This is a genomic window from Streptomyces piniterrae, assembly GCF_005048155.1.
GTDB lineage: Bacteria > Actinomycetota > Actinomycetes > Streptomycetales > Streptomycetaceae > Streptomyces > Streptomyces piniterrae.
Genome location: NZ_SUMB01000008.1, coordinates 363,034 through 383,383, shown reverse-complemented (window position 1 = coordinate 383,383; position 20,350 = coordinate 363,034). Strand labels below are relative to the sequence as shown.

Here is a 20,350-nt window from a genome sequence, read left to right as displayed (position 1 = left end):
TGCCTACAACCGCTGGAACTCCCGCACCTCCGGCCGGTAGCCGCGCACCGCCCCCGTATGCACCTCGTAGAACCAGACATCGAGCGAGAGCCGCCCCTCGGCCATCGCCTCCGCCACACACGGATAGGCCCGCAGCCGCTCGCCCTGCACCAGCGCATGCCGCTGCACGGCCTCGGCGAGCTCCGGCGAACCGCCGCCCGCCGCGCCCGCTCCCGTACCGCGCGACTGCTCCGGCGCGGCCGCCGCCAGCCAGCCCTGGACGGCGGGCACACCGCTCAGGTCGTCGTCACGCACCATGGCGCCGACCGCGCCGCAGTGGGAGTGCCCGCAGACGACGATGTGCCGTACGCCCAGCACCCGCACCGCGTACTCGATGGTCGCGGTCTCCCCCGCGGGCTGCTCCTGGCGGTACTCGGGGACGATGTTGCCCGCGGTACGCAGCTCGAACAGGTCGCCGGGGCCCGCCCCGGTGATGAGCGCCGGCACGACACGCGAATCGGAACAGGTGATGAAGAGAGCCTGCGGCGACTGCCCGGCCCCCAGCCTGTCGAAGTCCTCGCCGCGCTCCGCGCAACGGCTCTCGAAGGAACGGGCGTACGCGGTGAGTTGCTGCATGGTGGCCTGCCTCCTACTCGCCCTCGCGGGCGCGTGGTGTGGTCGGGTCAAGAGGTGTTACGGCACTCGGCGAGCGCCTGCGGCACACCATGACGCAGCGATCCTGAAGCGGAGCTGAAGCGCGGGCTGCTCCCGCTGTCGGACTCCCCCATCGGACTTTCTCTATCGGACTCCCTCTATCGGGCCGCCAGCAGCGTCGCCGCCGCCGTGCGTGCGTTCCGTGCCGCCTCCGGGTCGCCGGTCAGCGCGGCGGTGGTGATCGCACCGTCGACCAGCAGCACCAACTGCCCTGCCAGGCCCGCCGGATCGCCGACCTTCAGCCCCTGGACGAGTTCGGTCACGTAGGCATGCAGCGCCAGCTTGTGGTCCCGGGCGACACAGGCGACCCCGTCCGAGGTCGGGCCGAGCTCGCCGAAGGAGTTGATGAAGGCGCAGCCGCGGAAACCGGGGGCGGCGAACCAGGTGTGCAGCCAGTCGAAGAGCGCCAGCGGCCGGTCCTCGGGCGCGCCGGCATGCTCGGCGACGTACTCGGCGAGCTCGCTGCGCCACCGGGCGTCGCGGCGTTGCAGATACGCCTCGACCAGCTCGTTCTTGGACGGGAAGCACTGGTAGAGCCGCTTCAGCGACACCCCGGCGGCCGTCCGCAGCTCGTCCATGCCGACGGCCTGGATCCCCCGGTCGTAGAACAGCCGCTCCGCGGCGTCGAGCACCCGTGAGCGCGCTTCCTCCTGGTCCACTGCGCCTCTCCCTCCTCGGCACGATCCAGATGATCCAGACGATCGATCCGGCGCCTTCCCGCACCCCCCACTTGGCACGAGAACGAACGTTCTCTACACTACCGGACACGAGGAGAACGAACGTTCTCCTCATCGGTCGATCACGACACCGAGCACCACCAGGAGCCCGCCATGTCTGCCACGTCCACCCCTCCCCACACACCAAGGCCGCCGTTCCCCCCGTTCGACGAAGCATCCGCACTCGCGAAGGTGCAGGCCGCGGAGGACGCCTGGAACACCCGCGATCCGGAGCGGGTCGCCCTCGCGTACACCGAGGACTCCGTCTGGCGGAACCGGGACACCTTCGTCACCGGCCGCCCCGCCATCGTGGAGTTCCTGCGCGCGAAGTGGGCCAGGGAGCTCGACTACGCCCTGCGCAAGGAACTCTGGTCGTACACGGGCAACCGGATCGCGGTGCGCTTCCAGTACGAGAGCCACGACGCGACCGGCCAGTGGTGGCGCAGCTACGGCAACGAGCTCTGGGAGTTCACGGACGACGGCCTGATGCGCCGCCGCGAGGCCGGCATCCACGACGTCGCCATCACGGAGTCGGAACGGCGCATCTTCGGCCCACGCCCGGAATCCGAGAAGGGACTTCTGCTGCCGGTCCGTTGACCGGGGATCCCCGATGCCGGTGTCACAGGATGCCCAATGCCGGTGTCGCAGGCGCTGTCACATCCGGCGTCGCAGGACCTCGCCGAGGAGAGCGATGCCCTCGGCGAGGTCGGCGGGCGTCCGCGCCGCGTAGCCGAGGACCAGTCCGGGCGGGTGCGGGCGCTGGCTGTGCCAGGACAGGGGCTGGACCTTCACCCCTTTGGTGAGGGCCGCAGCGGCCAGGTCCGTATCAGAGAGGCCGCGTTCGAAGGTGATCGTCAGGTGCAGGCCGGCGGCCGCGCCGTGCACCGTCGCCCCCGGCAGGTGCGTACGGATCGCCTCGATCATGGCGTCCCGACGGCGGCGGTGACGTCGTCGCAGCAGGCGCAGCCGGCGTTCCAGCTCGCCGGATTCCATCAGCCGGGCCAGGACCAACTGCGGCAGTACGGCATTGCCGAGGTCGGCGAACCGCTTGGCGTCGACGAGGGCGTCCCGGTATTTCGGCGGTGCGAGCAGCCACCCCACCCTCAGCGCCGGGGCGAGGAGTTTGGAGACGCTGCCGGTGTAACAGACCCGGTCGGCGAGCATGGCGCGCAGGGCGGGAACCGGCGGGCGGTCGTAGCGATGCTCGGCGTCGTAGTCGTCCTCGACGATCAACCCACCCTCGCCGGCCCAACGCATCAGCTCACGCCGCCTGCCGCCGCCGAGCACCACCCCCATCGGGAACTGATGTGCCGGGGTGAGCAGGGCGGCCGGGGCGCCGCTGGCCCGCAACGCGTCGACGCGTATGCCCTCCCCGTCGACCGGGACCGGCACCGTCGCCAGCTGCCCATTGCCCAGATGCTGACGGGCCCCGAGCGATCCGGGCTCCTCCACGGCGATCGCTTCGACGCCGTCGTCCCGGAGCACCCGGGCGATCAGGCCGAGCGCCTGGGCGGTCCCGGCGACGATGAGCACCTCGCTCGGGTCCGCCCTGATGCCTCGATTGCGGGCCAGCCAGTTCACGACGGCCAGCCGCAGCGCCGGCGCCCCGCGCGGATCTCCGTATCCGAAATCGGCGGCCGAAAGGTCCCCGAACACTGCGCGTTCGGCGCGCAGCCACGCCGCTCGCGGGAACGCCGCCAGATCGGGCACCCCGGGCGACAGATCGATCCGGGCGGGTGCCGTCCGGAGCGCGTCGAAGATGTCCGGGCCGGGCGGGGAAGCGTAGAGCGCGCTCGCCGGAGGAGCATCGGCCGGGCGGGGCGGGCGCGATGCTGTCGGGGCCTCGATGGGCGCGGCGACGGGCGCTGCGACGACGATGGTGCCGCTCCGCCCGCGCCCGACGACATGCCCGTCCTCGGTGAGCCGTTGATACGCCTCGGTGACGACGCCACGAGATATGCGCAGGTCAGCGGCGAGTGATCGGGTGGCGGGCAGCTTGCTCCCGACCGGGAGGCGGCCGTCGGAGATCGCCTGCCGTAGTTGCCGGGCCAGCCAGTCGGAGCGCCCACCCGTGGGCGCGTCGGCGATGTTCAGTTGCAGGAAGTCGGCTCCGGGGGCGGTTATGGCCCTGTGAGAGTCATCGTCTTTGGACCTGTCCACCGGACCATTGTGGCGACACCCTGAACTCATGGATGACACAAACAAGGCGGCGGCGGGCGGGGAGTTGGCAGGGCTCCGCGAGTCGGCGGAGGTCGGCGAGTCGGCAGGGATTCGCGAGTCGGCGGCGAGCACCGCCTACGTCCACGGCTACTCGGACCATGAGGCGCGCCGGTTGGGCGATCAGGCGGACACCCTCGCGGCGCTGCTGCACGCCGGCACTGCGTACCCCGCCGGCAGCCGGGTGCTGGAGATCGGCTGTGGCGTCGGCGCGCAGACCGTGCACCTGGTCAAGGCCAGTCCGGGCGCCCGCATCGTCGCCGTCGACCGATCCGCCGAGTCGCTCGCGCAGGCCCGCGCGTACGTGGCCGCGCAGGCCCCGGACGCACAGGTGGAGTGGCGCCGCGCCGACCTGTACGGCCTGCCGTTCGCCGACGCGGCGTACGACCATGTATTCGCCTGCTTCGTACTGGAGCACCTGGACGACGTCGAGCGGGCACTGGCCGAGCTGCGGCGCGTGCTGCGGCCCGGCGGCACGCTCACCGTGATCGAGGGGGATCACGGGTCGACGCTGTTCCACCCCGACAGCCCCGACGCCCGCGCGGTGATCGGGCACCAGATCAGGTTGCAGTCCGCCGCCGGCGGGAACGCGCTGATCGGGCGGGAGTTGCAGCCACTGCTGGCCGGTGCGGGGTTCGACGAGGTGGCGGTACGGCCGCGTACCGTCTACGCCGACGGGACCCGGCCCGCGTTGGTCGACGGTTTCACCCGCAAGACGTTCATCGCCATGATCGAAGCGGTCCGGGCGGACGCGCTGCGCGCCGGGCTCACCACGGAGGCCGACTGGGACCGGGGGATCGCGGATCTGCGGCGATCAGCCGAGGACGGCGGCAGCTTCCACTACACGTTCTTCAAGGCGACGGCGGTGAAGGGAGAGGGAGAGGGAGAGGGAGAGGCTGGCGCATCCGTAGGCGCACCTGTACGCGCCGCCGCAGCCGCCTCCGTCGCGCACTCCCGCAACGCGGGCAGCTTTCGCGCCGTTTCGTCGTCCGCCGGCATACAGGCGAACAACTTGATGCCCGGCGCGTCCAGGGCCGCCAGCTTCGCGTAGTCGAAGGTGAGCAGCCCGACCCGGGGATGCGCGAACTCCCGGCGGCTGCTGTTGAGTTCCGCGATGTCGTGCGCGTCCCACCATGCGGCGAACTCCGGGCTCGCCTGCCGTAGCCCGCCCGTGAGCCGTTCGAAGCGCGGCTCGCCAACGCGGTCCCGCGCGTCCGCCCGGAACTGCGCCAGCAGGTTCCGGGCCTGCCCTGGCCAGTCCGCCAGCAGCGTACGCATCGCAGGATCCATGAACACCAGCCAGATCAGGTTGCGTTCGGACGGTGCCAGCTCCGCCGGGTCGCCGATCAGGCCCGCCTCGGCACGGTTCCAGCCCACCAAATCCCAGTTGGCGTCCAGGAGGTAGGCGGGGTGCGGTTCGAGCGCGTCGACCAGCCGTTGCAGCGCGAGCCCCGGGCCCCGCCCCGCGGGCTGCTCCGGCGGCCGTTCGCCGGCCAGCGCGAACAGATGACGGCGTTCGACGGAGGTCAGCATCAGGGCGCGCGCCAGGCTCGTGAGGACCTGCCGGCTGACGGTGATGTCCCGTGCCTGCTCCAACCAGGTGTACCAGGTCACACTGACACCGGAGAGCTGGGCGACCTCCTCGCGCCGCAGGCCGGGGGTACGGCGCCGGGGCCCGGCGGGGATGCCCGCGTCACTCGGCGTGATCCGCTCCCGACGGGACCGCAGGAACTCCGCGAGCGCCCGCCGTCGCCCCTGGTCGGAGCCAGGTTGAGCGTCCGAGTCGTAGTCAGAGTCGTAGTCAGATTCAGCCATCGCAACCGCCCCGTATGTGCCACCGCGCCCGTATGTGCACCGTACCTGCGGCCGGTGTTCGGGCGCCTGACAGCAATATGGGGGTAGCTGGAACACCAGCATAATCGGCCTCTGTATCTCCGTTACGGGCTGACCGAGCCTTGCGACATGCCCCAGCCCGAGACCAACTCACAGACACAGACACGGACACCGGCCGGCCCCCGACCCCGACCATCGAGGGGCCCCTCCCCCTGGCCGCCCCTGGCCATCGTCCTCATCGGCGCCTTCATGGCCGTCCTCGACACCTTCATCGTGCTCGTCGCCGCTCCCGCCATCCAGGCGGACCTGCGCGCCTCCGACGCCGATATCCAGCTCATCCTGGCCGGCTACCAACTCACCTACGCGATCGCCCTGATCACCGGCGCCCGGCTCGGTGACCGCTTCGGCCGCCGACGGCTGTTCCTGGCCGGAATGGGCCTCTTCACGCTCTCCTCCGTGGCCTGTGCGCTCGCTCCGGGCCCCGGCGGCCTGATCGCCGCGCGGCTGGCCCAGGGACTGAGTGCGGCCGCGATGTTCCCGCAGGTCTTCGCGATGATCCAGGTGCTGGTCCCGGCGGCCAAGCGGCCCAGGGCGTTCGGGGCGCTCGGTGCGGTCATCGGAATGGCCACCATCATGGGCCAGTTGCTCGGCGGCGTACTGATCTCCGCCGACCTGTTCGGCTCCTCCTGGCGCCCGGTCTTCTGGGTCAATGTCCCCGTCGGCATGATCACGCTGCTGCTCGCCGTCCTGTTCGTGCCCGAGTCACGGGCGCCGGAGGCCAGACGGCTCGATCTGCCGGGTGCCGCCGTACTGACCGTCGCCCTCTTCCTGCTCGTCGTGCCGCTGGTCGAGGGCCGCTCGTACGGCTGGCCGCCGTGGACCTGGCTCAGCCTGGCCGGCAGCGCGCTCGCCTTCGCGGCGTTCGGGCTGGTGGAACGGCGGGTGGCCGCGTCCGGCGGCGCCCCGCTCGTCCATCTGGCGCTTCTGCGCGCACGCCCGTTCGCCGTCGGCATGACCCTCGTCGTCCTCACCTACGCCGGCATCAACTCCTTCTTCCTCATCCTGTCGCTGACCCTGCAGAACGGCCTGGGGATGGACGCGCTCGGCGCCGGGCTGGTCTACACCCCGCTCGCCGTCGCCTTCTTCGCCGCCAGTCTCGTCGCCGGCCGGCTCACCCGGTACGGGCGCCGCGTGCTGCGACTCGGCAGCCTGATCAGCGGTACGGGCTTCCTCGCCACCATCGCCCTGGCCGTCGGCGCCGGCTCCTCGCTGACGGCCTGGTCGCTCGCGCCGCCCCTGGTCCTGGTCGGCGCCGGCAATGGTCTGCTGGTGACCCCGCTGCTGAACGCCGTGCTCGCCAACGTCGGGCCGAAGGAGGTGGGGATGGCGTCCGGGGTGCTCTCCACCGGGCAGCAGGTCGGCGGCGCGGTCGGCGTGGCCGTCGTCGGCGTCCTCTACTACAACGCCCTGGGCGGTGCGGCACACCACGACACCGGAGCGTACGGGCATGCGCTGACGATCGCCGTCGCCTTCAACGTCGCGCTGGCCGTGACGGTCTCCGCCCTGCTGCCGCTCCTCCCCAACACCGCCTCCACAAGCCGCAATTAGCGACGTGGGTCGGACCTGAGCCCTTGTCATCAGCGCACCATTCCCCTATCTTGGAATGACCGTTCCGAGATAGGGGGGGGCGGTCAGGGGTCGGGCCGGCACGCCCACCCGACCGACGAGGAAGCGAGCAGGCCATGCCGGACATCAAGCACTTCAACCCCGACGTCGTACTCGACGACGTGGTCCGTGTCTTCTGGCGCCAGGGCATGCCCACCACCGGAATACAGGCCCTGGTGACCGCGACCGGTGTGAGCCGCTCCAGCCTCTACGCGACCTTCGGCAACAAGGACGGCCTCTACGCCGCGGCCCTGAGCCGCTACATCGAGCAGCACTCCACACCCGCCTTTGCCCAGCTGTCCGCGGCGCCCTCGGGCCTGACCTCCATAGAGGAGTTCTTCGCCGGGCTGATCCATATCCGCTGCCATGGCGAGATCGCCGGCTGGGGCTGCATGGTCACCAACGCCCACGCCGGCCCGGAATGCTCCGATCCCACCATCCGCACACTCCTTGACGAGCACCACCGGACGCTTGAGTCGGCCCTGCGTGCCGCGCTCGCCACCGCCTCCCACCTCGGGCAACTCCGCCCTTCCGTCGATCTGGACACCGCCGCGGCGGTGCTGGCGACGCTCGCGTACGGAGTCAATCTCCGCTCCCGCGCCGGTGCCGAGGCCGAAACGCTGACCGCCACCGTGTCCGCGGCCCTCGCACCTCTGCGCGCCCGCCATCGGGCCACACCACAGGAGGAATCACCGACATGAGCCTCAACGACGAACTGGCCGCGCTCCGCGCCCACTACCTTCAGCTCCCGGCCGCCGCCCGCACGGTCATGGAGCGCGCCGGACACGACCTCGCCGCGTCCGGCCAGGCCGAGCGTGCACTGCAAGTCGGCGCCACGGCACCCTCGTTCAGCCTGCCCACCGCGACCGGCCGGACCGTGACCCTGGACGCCCTGCTGAAAGACGGCCCCGTCGTCCTCACCTTCTACCGCGGCGCCTGGTGCCCGTACTGCAACCTGGCGCTCCGCGCCCTCCAGCAGCACCACGCCGAAATCACCGCCCGCGGGGCGCGTTTGATCGCCGTCTCCCCCCAGATACCCGACGAGTCGCTCTCCCTCGCCGAGAAGCACGCCCTCGCCTTCGACGTCCTCAGCGACCTCGGCTCCGACACCGCCAAGCAGTACGGCCTCGCCTTCGACCTCCCCGACGACCTGGCCACCGTCTACGACTCCTTCGGCTTCGACCTCCAGCGGGTCAACGGCGGCCACTCGCGCACCCTGCCCGTCCCGGCCACCTACGTCATCGACCGCGACGGCACCATCCGCTGGGCGTTCGTCGACACCGACTACACAGCGCGCGCCGAACCGACCGACATCCTCACCGCCCTCGAAGCCCTCGAAGCCCTGAAGTAACTCCCGAAACGACTCCTGAAGTAGCTCCTGGAGCAACCGTTCGCGGCTCGTCGGCACCGGAGGATGGGCCGCCCGTCGCCGTGACGCTAAGGTCGGATTTCCAGGTACGTAACGGGGAAGGCAGGCGCCGATGGCGCAGGACGAGGCCGTGATCGGCTGCACCGGAAGGCTGCTGATCGGCACTCGAGGGACGGCCGGTCCCGGTGAGGTTCTGGTGCGGATCAGGGGCGGGTCGGAGACCTTTCTCGCCTGGTCCGCGGAGCCCCTTCCGGTGGGGGCGACAGTGCTCGTGATCGAATCCCGTGGCAGCCGCCAGGTCGATGTGATCGAGTGGACTGATCCGTTGGACGCGTTGACCGGCGCCGCCGGCGACGCCGGTTGAGGAGACGAAGAATGTTCGGTTACCGCGTTCCTGCCCCCGATGAGGCCATGCTGATCTCGGGAGGCAGGCGGCATCAGGGGGGCGCGCCATTCCGCGTGGTGACCGGGCACGGCAAGTTCGTGCTGCCGGTCTTCCGCAAGGTCCGCTTTCTCACCCTGGCGATGTGTGAGTCCGAGGTCGCCGAGACCTGTGTGACCAAGCAGGGCATCGCACTGACGGTCCGTGCCGTGATCGCGTTCAAGGTCGGCAACGACACCGAGAGCGTCGTCAACGCCGGCCAGCGGTTCCTGTCCGACCAGGACCAGATGTCGGTGCTGACCGGCCGGATCTTCGCTGGTCATCTGCGGTCCATCATCGGTTCGATGACGGTCGAGGAAATCGTCACGGAGCGGCAGAAGCTGGCCACCGAGGTCCTGGAGACGTCCAAGACCGAGATGGCGAAGATCGGCCTGATCGTCGACTCGCTCCAGATCCAGTCGATCGACGACGGCGACACCGGCTACATCGAGGCGATGTCCGCCCCGCACAAGGCGGCCATCCAGCGGCAGGCGCAGATCGCCCAGGCCAAGGCCACCCAGGCCGCGGTCGAGGCGCAGCAGGAGGCCGCGCGTAACCAGGCCGAGTACAACCGGCAGACGGCCGTGGTCCAGGCCGAGTACGCCGCCGAGGTCGACCGCGCCCAGGCGCGCTCCGCCCAGGCCGGCCCGCTCGCGCAGGCGCACGCACAGCAGGAAGTGCTCGCCGCCCAGACCGAACTGGCCGAGCGCGCCGCCAAGCTCCGCCAGCAGGAGCTGGTGGCCGAGGTCGTCAAGCCGGCCGAGGCGGAGGCCGAGCGCATCCGGCTGCTGGCGATGGCCGATGCCGAGCGGATGAAGATCCAGGCCGAGGCCGCCGCCTCGTACGACCGGGTGGCGCTGGACCGCATGCTCATCGACCAGCTCCCGCAGATCGTCAAGGAGGCGTCGGCCGGCCTGGCCAACGCCAACGTCAACGTCCTCAACGGCACCGACGGCCTCGGCGAGATCGCCGCCGGTCTGGTCGGCCAGGGCCTGACCATCCTGGACTCGGTCCGCCGCAACCTGGGCGCCCCGGACAGCCCCGCGGACAAGAACGGCGAGACCGCGAAGAAGCCGAGCAGCGGCCAGATCGAAATCCAGTAGCGGAATCCAGCAGCGGACGAGGCGGGCGGGCGACGGCCGGGGAAGGGACTACGCCCATGTGGTGGCCGGCACCGCCCCCCGCTAACCGGCACCGCCCCCCGCTAAGACGCCCCCTCCGCGTCCCGCCGCCGGGCGGCGTTCACCAGGTGGTTGAGTACGGCGACGGTGGTGGCGACATCGGCGCTGTCGATGCCGTCCAGGGCCTGTTGGAGGGTGGCCTGGCTGGCTTGTTGGAGGCGTTCGAGGACGGCCTTGCCGTGTGCGGTGATCGCGACCTTGCGGGCCCTGCGGTCCAGGGAGTCCGGGGTCCGTTCGACCAGATCCTGGGATTCCAACCGGCCGATCTGGCGCGTGACATGAGGCGGCTCCACCATGAGCAGGGCCGCCAGATCACCGACCCTGCTGACGCCTCCGTTGCTGTCCAGAGCCATCAGTAGCCACAGGTCGGAGCGCCCCGCCTTGACGCCGGCCCGCGCCGCCTTCCGTTCGTGCTCCTGGGAACGGGTGAGCAGATAGGACAGCGTGGCCAGCACTTCCTGCAGCGCGACGATGGGGTCCTGGTCTCTTGCGGGGTCCGGCATGGAGGCACTTTAGCCGCCGTGGGAACACCCCGCTCAGGTCTCGCACCTGCACTGATCCGCCGGCGCCCCGACCCCGCTCCGACCCCGCCCCGCCCCCGTCCCGGCCCCGTTCCGTTGCCTCTCGTGGCGCTCCGTAGGAGACATCGGGCGGGATTCGGCCAACCTCGTGCGGGCCGTGATGTCCCCTTTCGCCGTCGGCTCGGGGTGGGTTAGCGTACCGACAACTTAGTTACCTAAGTTAGGTAACTAGCGCAAGTCCGTTCACCAGCCCAGGAGTTGGCAAGGCCGGGGAGCCCCACACGTCAGCGCCGTCAGTCCCACGTCAGCGCCGTTTGTCCCGCGTCAGCGCCGCCTCCGACCGCGGAAGGACCAGCCGCATGACGACCGCAGAATCACTCGACGCCCTCACCGTCCCGGCCGCCCGCGCGAGCGGCTGCCCCTTCGATCCGGCGCCAAGTGTCGAGCGGGCGCGACAGACGGACCCGGTCATCCGGGCGACGCTGTGGGACGGCTCCTCGTGCTGGCTGGTCACCCGTCACCAGGACGTACGGGAGGTGCTCGGCGACCCGCGGTTCAGCGCCGACGCCACCCGCCCGGGATTCCCGTTCCTCACCCAAGGGCTGCGCGAACTCGTGGGCCGGAACCCGACGTTCATCCGCATGGACGACCCGGACCACGCCCGGCTGCGCCGCATGCTGACCGCCGACTTCATGGTCAAGAAGGTCGAGGCGATGCGCCCCGAGGTGCAGCGGATGGCCGACGATCTGCTGGATCGGATGACCGACGGCCGCACCTCGGCCGACCTGGTCTCCGAATTCGCGCTGCCGCTGCCGTCCCTGGTGATCTGCCTGCTGCTCGGCGTCCCGTACGAGGATCACGCGTTCTTCCAGGACCGCAGCCGGGTGTTGCTGAGCCTCCGCTCGACCGGCGATGAGGTGCGGACGTCGATGGACGAGCTGCTGGAGTATCTGACGCGTCTCGCCGAGTCCAAGCAGGGCGCCCCGGACGACGGCATCGTCAGCCGACTGGTCGCCCGCGGCGAACTCGACTTCACGGAAATCGCCGCCATGGGCCGCCTGTTGCTGATCGCCGGCCATGAGACCACCGCCAACATGACCGCCCTGTCGGTACTCGCCCTGCTCCGCAACCCCGACCAGCTGGCCCGGCTGCGTGACGACTCCTCCCTGGTCAAGGGTGCCGTCGAGGAGCTGCTGCGCTATCTGACGATCATCCACAACGGCGTTCCCCGGATCGCCACCGAGGACGTCACCGTCGGCGGCCGCACCATCCGCGCCGGCGAGGGCGTGCTGTGCACGGTGAACACGGCCAACCGCGACGAGGACGTCTTTCCTGGGGGCGACAGCCTCGATGTCGGCCGCGACGCCCGGCGCCATGTCGCCTTCGGCTTCGGCGTCCACCAGTGCCTGGGCCAGCCGCTCGCCCGCGTGGAGCTGCAGATCGCGGTGGAGACGCTGCTGCGCCGGCTGCCGGGCCTGCGCCTGGACATCCCCTTCGAGGACGTCCCCTTCCGGCACGACATGGGGATCTACGGGGTGCACGCCCTGCCCGTCGCCTGGTAGCCGCACAAGGCCACGCACCCCCTCCCCACCCACCAGCCGGCCCACCGTCAAAGCCGTTCGACAAGGAGAACCATGCGCGTTCACGCCGACCAGGAGAAGTGCTGCGGTGCCGGAAGCTGTGTGCTGTCGGCGCCGGATGTCTTCGACCAGCGCGAGGAGGACGGCATCGTCATCGTCCTCGACGCCCAACCGCCGGCGGAGCTGCACGAGGCGGTACGCGAGGCGGCTGCCATCTGCCCGGCCGCGGCGATCTCCGTCTCATAGGCCTGGGCGGCAACCCACCTCGCATGCCGCCCAGTTGACGACCGGGCACTCCTTCGTGTGACGGCGCACATCAGCGGGTCTCCTTACGGGCAGCGACAGTTCGCACAGATCCCGTAACGAAAGGAATATCCGCATGCGCCTTCGCCGCACGCTGGGCACCGCCGTCAGTGCCCTCGCGCTCGTCCTGGCCCTGCCCGCCTCCGCAAACGCGTCCGCGGGGACGTTCACCTACCTGTACAGCAACGTCGAGATCGGCCCGGTGAACATGGGTACGTTGGTCGACCCGCCGAGCGGGGAGTGCATCACCCTCCCGGAGGTCGCCGACGAGAGCGTGCCGCCCGCGCACACTCCGACGAACAGCACGGACGCGTACGCCACGGTCTACACGGATCCGATGTGCGAGGGCGACTCCTTCACCCTCCGGCCGCTCGGCGGTCACGCCTCCGAGCGGCTGAAGGTGCGGTCCGTGATGTTCTCCGACCCGATCCCGACCGAAGGCGCCTCCTAGCCCTGCCCTCGTTCCTGCGCCCGGCGCATCTGCCGGGACGGCCACCAACTCGTCTTCCCCAGAAGCAGCATCGCCGACGGGAGGATCATCACCCGGATGACGAAGGCGTCCAGGAGTACGGCCACCGCGAGGCTGAAGCCGATCTGCTTCATCTCGGCCAGGTGCAGGAACATAAAGCTGGCGAAGACCGTCACCATCACCACCGCCGCGCTGGTCACGACCTTGGCCGAGGCGCCGATACCGTGCAGCACCGCCTCCCGGGTCGGTACGCCGCGCAGCGCAGCCTCGCGAATACGGCTGACGACGAACACCTGGTAGTCCATCGACAGGCCGAAGAGGATGACGAAGAGGAAGAGGGGTACGCGGGAGCCGATCGCGCTGGTCGCCGCCGGGTCGAAGCCGAACAGCGTGCTGGCCAGGCCGTGTTGGAAGAAGATCACGACCAGGCCGAACGCGGCGCCGGCGGACAGCAGGTTGAGCGCGACGCCGATCAGCCCGATGACGACGGAGCGGAACACCAGGGCGGTCATCAGGAAGGTGAGGAGGAGCAGCATCCCCACGACCAGTGGCAGCTGCTCTTCCTGGTGGGCGAGGTAGTCGGTGTCGTGCGGGATGTCGCCGCTGACCGCGAACCGGGCGCCGGCGACCTCCCCGACCGTGGCCGGCAGATAGTCCCGGCGGAGGCGGTCGAGCGAGGCGATCGCCTCGGGCGAGCTGAGTTTGTGCGGGACGGAGAGGTACATGGTGCTGGTCCGCCGGTCCTGGGACGTACGCACCGTCGGCGTCACGTTCCTGGCGAACAGCGGGTCGGCCTGCGCCCGCCCACCCAGCTTCCGCAGCGCGGAGGCCACTTCACCGTTCTGATCGGCGGCGGCCCGGACCACGATCTGGTGCTGGGCGCGCAGTTCGGGAAAGGCGGTGGTGAGCCGGTCGTAGCTCTTGACCGCGGGGATCTCCCGGGAGTGGCTGTCCTTGTTGAGGACGCGCAGCTGCATACCGAGCGCGGGCGCCGCCAACCCCAGCATGACCAGCACCGAAAGGCACAGGGTGAGCGCCGGACGCTCGCCGGCCGGCCGTAGCAGCGCGTTCCACACACGGCCGGGTTCGGCCCGGTCCGCCGGGTTCCACCGGCCCCGGCGCGGGAGCCGACCGCCACGTTCGGCGGCCCTGGCCTCCCGGCGGGCCGCCCGGCGCTCCGCACGCTGTCCGATCTTCACTAGCAGCGCGGGCAGCGCCGTCATCGAGCTGAGGACGGCGGCCAGCACCACGATGATGGTGCTGGTGGCGAGGGACGAGAAGACGACGTCGGTGGCGAGATAGAGCGTGGCGGTGGAGACGACGACCGCGAGGCCGGAGACCACGATCGCCCGCCCCGATGTGGCCGCGGCCAGTTCGACCAGCGCCTCGGTGTCGATCCGGCCGCCCGAGCGGGCCCGTTCCTCGCGTTCGCGCTTGAGGTAGAAGAGCGTGTAGTCGACGCCGACGGCCATCCCGATCAGCAGGATGACGTTGGCGCCCACCCCGGCGTCCGGCTGGATGTGCGAGACGATCATCGAGAGCCCGAACGCGGCGACGATCGAGGTCAGTGCGAGCAGCAGCGGCACGGTCACCATCAGGGCCGATCCGAAGGCGGCCAGCAGGGTGAGCAGGGTGACGGGGAGGGTGATCGCCTCGGAGAGCGCCAGGTCCGCGCCGCGCTGGGTGTCGAGACCGACGCTGATCGACGGGCTGCCGGTCTCCTCCACCCGCAGCTTGGGATGGGCGCGTTGGGCCGCGGCGGTCTGTGCGGCGAGCGGCGCGACATGGTCCTTGGCCTCCGCCTCGGGGCCCTTCATGGCGACTTCGATCCGCAGCGTCCCGCCGTCGCCCGAGCGGACCGGGGCCGCGACCCCCGCCACCTCCGGGAGCTTGCGCATCCGGGCGGTGACATCCCGTACGGCCTCGTCGGCGGCGGCCCGGTCCAGCGGGCCGTTGCGCGCCGAGATCAGCACCTGTTCGACCGGCTTGCGGTCCAAGTGCCCCTCGGCCGCCATGATCTCGGCGCGGCCCGCTTCACCGACGCGGTAGTCGTCCGCGGTGGCCTTATGGGTGCCCATGGCGCTGCCCACGCCCAGGCACAGCACCACGAACGCCAGCCACCCGGCTATCGCGCGCCATGGATGCCGTGCACTCCAGGCCGCCACCCGCACGGTGACCGGCCGTTTTTCCCGCGTCTTCACTGGCACAGCTCCTTCGACAGCACATCGCGATTCACTAGTACGCATGTCAGTGGAGAATTACAGGTGTCATGATGAAGCGTCAACTGCGATGGTGTGCCCGGCGGGCCGGCTGTCTTGGCTGCGGAAGGCGCCGCTGACCGTGCCGCGCGGCACCGCGGAACACCTCCGACCTGGCTTGACAGCCCGTCCCCACATGCGAAAACCTCCGCTGACAGGCGTCCGGGCAGACAAGAAGGTGGGCCATGAACAGCGAGGAGCTGCTGGCCCTGCTCTCCGCCGTGGGCCATGCCCAGCGGCTGCGGGTGATCGCGGAGCTCGCGGACGGCCGGTTGTACGTCAGCGAGCTGGCCCGTCGGCTGGAGATGTCCCGGCCGCTGCTCTACATGCACCTCGACCGCCTGGAGAAGGCCGGTCTGGTCGTGGGCCGGCTGGAGCTGTCCGACGACGGCAAGGCGCTGAAATACTTCGAACTGGCACCGTTCGAGCTGAAGCTGAACGTGGCCACCGTCCTCGCGGCCCTCCAGGAGGACCGGTCCGGGACGGCGAATCCGGGGCAGTCGGCAGAGGCCGGGGACGCGGGCGGCGCGGGTGAGCCGTCGGCCGCGGAGGGACCGAACGACCTTAAGGGGACGGGTACATGAACGGCAGCACCATCATCCCAATCGCGGTTCTCCTCATCATTGGTGGTTGCATCACCACGATCGTGGCCTCGTACTTCAGGCTTCAGCGGCACCGCGCCGACGCCGCCGCGCTCGCGGAGTACCGCAAGTTCGCCGAGCAGGTCACCACCAACCAGCAGGCGATCAACGACCGTTTGGCGGAGCTGGGCGACCGCGTCAAGGCAGTGGAGAAGCTGCTGGCGAGCGTGGGCTGACCGGGAGCACGGCACCGCACCGCCGCCGCTCGGCACTTCGCTCCGAAGAATTCCCGCGGCGGTCGGCAACCCCCGTCCCCGCCACACGTCGTCACGGGTGAGGGCGCCATCAGGCGCCCGCCCGTCGACCGTGGAGCAGACCACCGTGAACCTCCCGCCCACCCCCCACCGTCACCAGCCGTCCGCATCCGCCGGCACCCCGCCGCGCACCGCCTCCCGTACGCGCCTGCGCGGTGCGGCCGGCGCCGCGCTGCTCGCCGCGGTCACACTCTCGGCGCTGTCCACGGCCACCGCCGCGCACGCCGACGCCCCGGCACCGCGCCCCACGGCCGGCACCCCCACCCCGGCGCCCACCTCCGCGTCCCCGCGCCCGACTTCCGCTCCCGAGTCCCCGCGCCCGACCGCCGGCCCCACGACCCCGGCTCCCACCTCGGACGAGTCCACCACCGCGGCGCCCTCCCCCCGGCCCACCTCCAGCACCACCGCCGCGCCCAGCGCCACCCCGTCCAGCCCCGGCCCCAAGCCGACGGCCGCCCCTGCCGACGGACACGGCGCCAAGCCGAGCCCCGCGCCCGCCCCCGCCGACGGACAAGGCCAACTCGCCCGCACCGGCGCCTCCCCCGCTGCCGCGATCGGGCTGAGCGGCGCGGCGGCCGGCCTGCTCGCCGCGGGCGGCGGCACCCTCTACGTCGTCCGCCGCCGGCGCACCTGAGCCCGCGCCCGGCCCGAGGAATCGATGGAGTACTCCGCCACCCAGCACAGCGCCCCGGTGCGATTCGCCGTACCGGGGCTGCGGCACGCCCTGTGGCAGTGGCTGCTGCGCGCCGCCCGCCCGGCGACCGCGCGCCGCGAAAGCCCCCGCCCCAGCCACCCGAGCCCGGTCACCGGCGAACCGGCCGGCACCCGGCCCCAGTTGCCCACCCCGTTCCCGTCACCGGACTCCCAGCCGACGATCAGCGAGCTCTACCACGCGCACCGGCTGAACATGGTGCGGCTGGCCGTCATGCTCGTCGACGACCGGGCCACCGCCGAGGACGTCGTCCAGGACGCCTTCGCCGCGCTCTACAAGCGCCACGGCGAACAGCTCGGGGAGGTCGACAACGCCCTCGCCTATCTGCGCACCGCCGTCGTCAACGCGGCTCGCTCGGTGCTGAGGCGCCGTCGTACGGCCCGCGACTACACCCCGCCGTACGAGGCGGACGCGCCGTCCGCCGAGGAGCGGATCGTGCTGGACGAGGAGCACCGGGAGGTGTTCGCCGCGCTGGGCCGGCTGACCACCCGCCGCCGGGAGGTGCTCGTACTGCGCTACTGGGGCGATCTGACGGAGGCGCAGATCGCGGCGACGCTCGGCATCAGCCGCGGCTCGGTGAAGTCCATCGCCAGCCGTGCGCTGGACTCCCTGGAGAAGATCTTGGAGGGGCGGTCATGAACGGCCATGGCGGCAGCGACGCCGGAACGGGACCCCGTGAGACGGCCCCAGAGCGCCCTGTCGAGGAACGGCTGCGGCGGGCGTTCGCGGCCCGCGCCGAGTCGATCGACGTACGGGATCTGCGGCCCGCCGATCCGCCGGGTCCGCACCTGCGCCGCGGTCGCCGACCCGGAGCCCCGCCCTGGCTGCGCCGCTTCGGGCTGCCGCTGGCGGCTGCCGCCGCGGCCGCCGCCGTCGCGGTCGGCTATCTCGCGCTCGCCCCCGCCGCCCCGCCGTCCCGGCCCGCCCCCGCTTCGTCGCCGAGCCCGGTGAGCCCTTCACCGTCCCCGACCCACACCGGCCCGTCCCCAGGGCCCTCCGCGGGCGAGCCCACCCCCAGCGGCAGCCGAACCGTCGAGCCCTCCAACTCCGGCTCACCAGAGCCCGGCGCCGACCCGATCCGGCCACCACAAGGCACGTCGACGAGCACCCCCACCGCCCGGCCCACGGAGCAACCCACCGAGGGGACCAGCACCTCCGCCCCACCCCCCTCACCGACCCCCACCGCACCCGACACACAGTCCGCCAACTCCCCCACCCCATCAGCGGATTGACGCCCTTCCCCCCTCCCCCCGTTTCACGTGAAACATCACTCCCCGACGCGCACCGCACCCGACAAACCCACGCCCGCCGCGTGGGGGTACCTCCCACGCCCTTTAGGCAGTGGGGGAGCAACGGCGACAAACCCCCACGGCGGGACAGCCGAAAACAGCGAGCAACCAAGACGGTTCAGGCCAAGCGCAGCCCCCCGTTAGCCACGCGTTAGCCGATCACCAGCCCCACCACCGAAGATCATGTACACACCACACTGACCGGCAGCCACCTCCGCCGGTCGCACCACCGCTCGGCCGCCGTCCCCGGGAGAGCCCGTCATGCCGTTCAGCCCTACCGCCACCGCCCACCGCGGCCGCCGGACAGCCGCCGTATCGCTGCTCGCCGCCGCCGCTCTGTCGCTCACCGCATGCGACGGCAAAGACAGCAGGGGCCAAGCGCCATCGCCCGCCGTGTCCCCGTCGGCGGACCGCAGCCCATCGACGCACCACAGCCCGTCGGCGCAGCACAGCGCGAGGCCCCACGCCGGCCCCAGCAGCCACACACCCGGCCCGACCAAGTCGCCGACGTCCGGCACCCGCGTCGCCTGCACTCCCGAGATGCTCAGGTTCCACGCCGGCGCCGCCCGGCGGCCGATCAACCACATGGTCCTGACCGTCACCAATATCTCCGACCGGACCTGCGACTTCGCCGGCCAGCCGTACCCGAAGCTCCGGTTCGGCGGCGAGCAGCGGCACGCCACCCCGGTGATCAGGCGCAGCAGACCGGGAACCGCCGTCTCGCTTGCCCCCGACGCCACCGCGTACGCCGGAGTCACCACCTCCGCCGCCGACCGTCCGGACGGCAAGGGCGAGAAGATCTCCCAGTTCGGCGTCACGCTGGCCCGCCACACTGCCCCGACCCAGGTGGGCCTGGACAACGGCGCCCCGGTGTACGTCGATGTGGACACCGCGAAGGTCACGTACTGGCAGTCCTGCCGCGCGGACGCCCTGAAATGGTGAGCGGCCGGCCCGCCCCCCTCGGGCGGCCGCATCCCGTAACCCATTCGTGTCGAATCCGGCCGCGTCCAGAAAAGCGGCCCCTGTCCTGCCCAAACGCCGACCCCACCCCCCTGCATCACTCCCCGTTTATCTGGATTCACCCCCTTTGATCCGCTGCGGCATGGCTGCGCCCGGTGCCGCTCGCCCGGTAGGCTTTCCGTGTGATCTTCAAGCGCATCGGAAATGGGCGGCCGTACCCCGACCACGGCCGGGAGAGCACCCGCCAGTGGGCGGATGTCGCCCCGCGCCCGGTACGCCTCGACCAGTTGGTGACCACCAAGCAGCAGCTCGATCTCGAGACGCTGCTCGCCGAGGACTCGACGTTCTACGGCGATCTCTTCGCGCATGTCGTGAAGTGGGACGGCGACCTCTACCTGGAGGACGGGCTGCACCGCGCCGTGCGCGCGGCCCTTCAGCAGCGCCAGGTGCTGCACGCCCGCGTCCTTGAGCTGGGCTGACATTTCGGGCACCGCAGGCCCTAATTGATCCTTTTGGGTTGGCTCTCACGCCACGCGTTGATCATTTAGTAGGCATGGCCTCCGCCCCGCACTACGCTGCGCCCATGAGCATGCTGACGCCCCCAGGCATGGGCGGTAAGAAGTACCGCATCACGGGCGACAGGTACCCGCGGATGCGCCGTCCCCGACACCGCCGCCGGATCATCCTCACCCTCATCGCCACGGCCTGCGCCCTCGGCCTGGCCGGCTGGGGAACCCTGCAGCTCATCGATGTCTTCGGCGGCAAGAGCAATACGGCACAGGCAACCCAGAGCAAGCAGAAATGCGGCAAGACCGGCACCGCGGGCCGGTCCCACCCCAAGCCCACTGCCGGGAAGCTGCCCAAGCCGACAGCCCTGACCGTCAATGTCTTCAACGCCACGTCGCGCGCCGGCCTCGCCAAGCGCACCGCCGACGAGCTCAAGAAGCGCGGCTTCAAGATCGGCAAGGTGGGCAACGCGCCGACCGCCCTCGACAAGAAGGTCAAGGGCTCCGGCATACTGCTCGGCCCCAAGGCCGCGACCACCGGCCCGCTGAAGGTGCTGGCCACCCAGCTGGCCGGCGCCGAGCAGCAGACGGACGACCGCAAGGGCGCCGACCTCGATCTGATCCTCGGCGACGGGTTCAAGGCACTGGCCAAGCAGCAGGACGCCGAAAAGGCGCTGGCCCTGCTGTCCCGCCCGGCCCCGCCCCCGTCCCGGGAAAAGTGCTGACAGCACGCACGACAGGGCCCGGTACGCGACGCGTACC

23 protein-coding genes and 1 pseudogene are annotated in these 20,350 nt (G+C 71.0%); 18 read left to right on the top strand and 6 right to left on the bottom strand.

The features are described from left to right. Positions 1–3 precede the first annotated feature (3 nt). Positions 4–615 (bottom strand): carbonic anhydrase, encoded by a 612-nt coding sequence (locus tag FCH28_RS24085; protein ID WP_136742177.1) that lies wholly within the window; start codon positions 613–615, stop codon positions 4–6. A 176-nt stretch (positions 616–791) separates the two neighbouring features. After that, the gene (locus FCH28_RS24080; protein WP_136742176.1) at positions 792–1,352 is read right to left on the bottom strand and encodes a TetR/AcrR family transcriptional regulator; all 561 of its coding nucleotides are present in this window, start codon (positions 1,350–1,352) and stop codon (positions 792–794) included. 171 nt (positions 1,353–1,523) lie between these two features. Here FCH28_RS24080 and FCH28_RS24075 point away from each other — a divergent pair, with 171 nt between their 5' ends. After that, positions 1,524–2,006: a nuclear transport factor 2 family protein gene (locus tag FCH28_RS24075; RefSeq protein ID WP_136742175.1), complete on the top strand. Its 483-nt coding sequence runs from the start codon at positions 1,524–1,526 to the stop codon at positions 2,004–2,006. 57 nt (positions 2,007–2,063) lie between these two features. Here FCH28_RS24075 and pdxR read toward each other — a convergent pair whose 3' ends face one another. Next, entirely contained in the window at positions 2,064–3,569 is a 1,506-nt protein-coding gene (gene pdxR, locus FCH28_RS24070) for a MocR-like pyridoxine biosynthesis transcription factor PdxR (RefSeq protein ID WP_246103115.1), read from the bottom strand. Positions 3,570–3,597: 28 nt separating this feature from the next. On the opposite strand from pdxR, the pseudogene FCH28_RS24065 reads away from it, so the two are divergent. Then, a pseudogene (locus tag FCH28_RS24065) lies at positions 3,598–4,254 on the top strand (class I SAM-dependent methyltransferase); the annotation flags it as partial. Positions 4,255–4,466: 212 nt separating this feature from the next. Here the strand turns inward: FCH28_RS24065 and FCH28_RS24060 are convergent. Next, positions 4,467–5,441 (bottom strand): helix-turn-helix transcriptional regulator, encoded by a 975-nt coding sequence (locus tag FCH28_RS24060; protein ID WP_136742174.1) that lies wholly within the window; start codon positions 5,439–5,441, stop codon positions 4,467–4,469. Between the two features lie 147 nt (positions 5,442–5,588). On the opposite strand from FCH28_RS24060, the gene FCH28_RS24055 reads away from it, so the two are divergent. From FCH28_RS24055 to FCH28_RS24035, 5 genes are all read left to right on the top strand, one after another. Beyond that, positions 5,589–7,067, top strand: coding sequence for an MFS transporter (locus FCH28_RS24055; RefSeq protein ID WP_136742173.1), 1,479 nt, complete (start codon positions 5,589–5,591; stop codon positions 7,065–7,067). A 134-nt stretch (positions 7,068–7,201) separates the two neighbouring features. Next, positions 7,202–7,825, top strand: a complete 624-nt coding sequence (locus FCH28_RS24050; RefSeq protein ID WP_136742172.1) for a TetR/AcrR family transcriptional regulator — start codon at positions 7,202–7,204, stop codon at positions 7,823–7,825. Further along, positions 7,822–8,475, top strand: a complete 654-nt coding sequence (locus FCH28_RS24045) for a peroxiredoxin-like family protein (protein WP_136742171.1) — start codon at positions 7,822–7,824, stop codon at positions 8,473–8,475. Before FCH28_RS24050 ends, FCH28_RS24045 begins: the two co-directional genes overlap by 4 nt. A 130-nt stretch (positions 8,476–8,605) precedes the next feature. After that, positions 8,606–8,857 carry a hypothetical protein gene (locus FCH28_RS24040; protein WP_136742170.1) on the top strand — a complete coding sequence of 84 codons (252 nt, stop codon included), beginning with the start codon at positions 8,606–8,608 and terminating at the stop codon, positions 8,855–8,857. A gap of 11 nt (positions 8,858–8,868) precedes the next feature. Beyond that, positions 8,869–10,017 (top strand): flotillin family protein, encoded by a 1,149-nt coding sequence (locus FCH28_RS24035; RefSeq protein WP_136742169.1) that lies wholly within the window; start codon positions 8,869–8,871, stop codon positions 10,015–10,017. 101 nt (positions 10,018–10,118) lie between these two features. Here FCH28_RS24035 and FCH28_RS24030 read toward each other — a convergent pair whose 3' ends face one another. Continuing rightward, a complete protein-coding gene (locus FCH28_RS24030) occupies positions 10,119–10,598 on the bottom strand; it encodes a MarR family winged helix-turn-helix transcriptional regulator (protein WP_136742168.1) in 480 nt (159 codons plus the stop codon). 377 nt (positions 10,599–10,975) lie between these two features. Between FCH28_RS24030 and FCH28_RS24025 the strand changes: the two genes are divergently transcribed. The 3 genes from FCH28_RS24025 (at position 10,976) to FCH28_RS24015 (ending at position 12,950) form a co-directional block, all read left to right on the top strand. Continuing rightward, positions 10,976–12,178: a cytochrome P450 gene (locus FCH28_RS24025; protein ID WP_136742167.1), complete on the top strand. Its 1,203-nt coding sequence runs from the start codon at positions 10,976–10,978 to the stop codon at positions 12,176–12,178. 72 nt (positions 12,179–12,250) lie between these two features. After that, positions 12,251–12,442: a ferredoxin gene (locus FCH28_RS24020; protein ID WP_136742166.1), complete on the top strand. Its 192-nt coding sequence runs from the start codon at positions 12,251–12,253 to the stop codon at positions 12,440–12,442. A gap of 133 nt (positions 12,443–12,575) precedes the next feature. After that, positions 12,576–12,950 carry a hypothetical protein gene (locus FCH28_RS24015; RefSeq protein ID WP_136742165.1) on the top strand — a complete coding sequence of 125 codons (375 nt, stop codon included), beginning with the start codon at positions 12,576–12,578 and terminating at the stop codon, positions 12,948–12,950. Here the strand turns inward: FCH28_RS24015 and FCH28_RS24010 are convergent. Next, positions 12,947–15,139: an MMPL family transporter gene (locus FCH28_RS24010; protein ID WP_246103145.1), complete on the bottom strand. Its 2,193-nt coding sequence runs from the start codon at positions 15,137–15,139 to the stop codon at positions 12,947–12,949. The two genes, FCH28_RS24015 and FCH28_RS24010, sit on opposite strands and share 4 nt — an antisense overlap. A 272-nt stretch (positions 15,140–15,411) precedes the next feature. Between FCH28_RS24010 and FCH28_RS24005 the strand changes: the two genes are divergently transcribed. The 8 genes from FCH28_RS24005 (at position 15,412) to FCH28_RS23970 (ending at position 20,313) form a co-directional block, all read left to right on the top strand. After that, on the top strand, positions 15,412–15,810 hold the full coding sequence (locus tag FCH28_RS24005) for an ArsR/SmtB family transcription factor (protein WP_136742163.1): 399 nt from the start codon (positions 15,412–15,414) through the stop codon (positions 15,808–15,810). Next, a complete protein-coding gene (locus tag FCH28_RS24000; RefSeq protein WP_136742162.1) occupies positions 15,807–16,043 on the top strand; it encodes a hypothetical protein in 237 nt (78 codons plus the stop codon). The genes FCH28_RS24005 and FCH28_RS24000 overlap by 4 nt, the downstream gene beginning before the upstream one ends. Positions 16,044–16,173: 130 nt before the next feature. Then, positions 16,174–16,755 carry a hypothetical protein gene (locus tag FCH28_RS23995; protein ID WP_169314229.1) on the top strand — a complete coding sequence of 194 codons (582 nt, stop codon included), beginning with the start codon at positions 16,174–16,176 and terminating at the stop codon, positions 16,753–16,755. Positions 16,756–16,779: 24 nt separating this feature from the next. Further along, on the top strand, positions 16,780–17,472 hold the full coding sequence (locus tag FCH28_RS23990) for an RNA polymerase sigma factor (RefSeq protein WP_136742160.1): 693 nt from the start codon (positions 16,780–16,782) through the stop codon (positions 17,470–17,472). Next, the gene (locus FCH28_RS23985) at positions 17,469–18,065 is read left to right on the top strand and encodes a hypothetical protein (RefSeq protein WP_136742159.1); all 597 of its coding nucleotides are present in this window, start codon (positions 17,469–17,471) and stop codon (positions 18,063–18,065) included. The genes FCH28_RS23990 and FCH28_RS23985 overlap by 4 nt, the downstream gene beginning before the upstream one ends. Positions 18,066–18,383: 318 nt before the next feature. Beyond that, positions 18,384–19,064 (top strand): DUF4232 domain-containing protein, encoded by a 681-nt coding sequence (locus tag FCH28_RS23980; RefSeq protein WP_136742158.1) that lies wholly within the window; start codon positions 18,384–18,386, stop codon positions 19,062–19,064. Between the two features lie 200 nt (positions 19,065–19,264). After that, complete coding sequence (locus tag FCH28_RS23975) at positions 19,265–19,561, top strand: type II toxin-antitoxin system VapB family antitoxin (protein WP_136742157.1); 297 nt, start codon at positions 19,265–19,267, stop codon at positions 19,559–19,561. 104 nt (positions 19,562–19,665) lie between these two features. After that, entirely contained in the window at positions 19,666–20,313 is a 648-nt protein-coding gene (locus tag FCH28_RS23970) for a LytR C-terminal domain-containing protein (RefSeq protein ID WP_136742156.1), read from the top strand. The last annotated feature ends 37 nt before the right edge of the window (positions 20,314–20,350 follow it).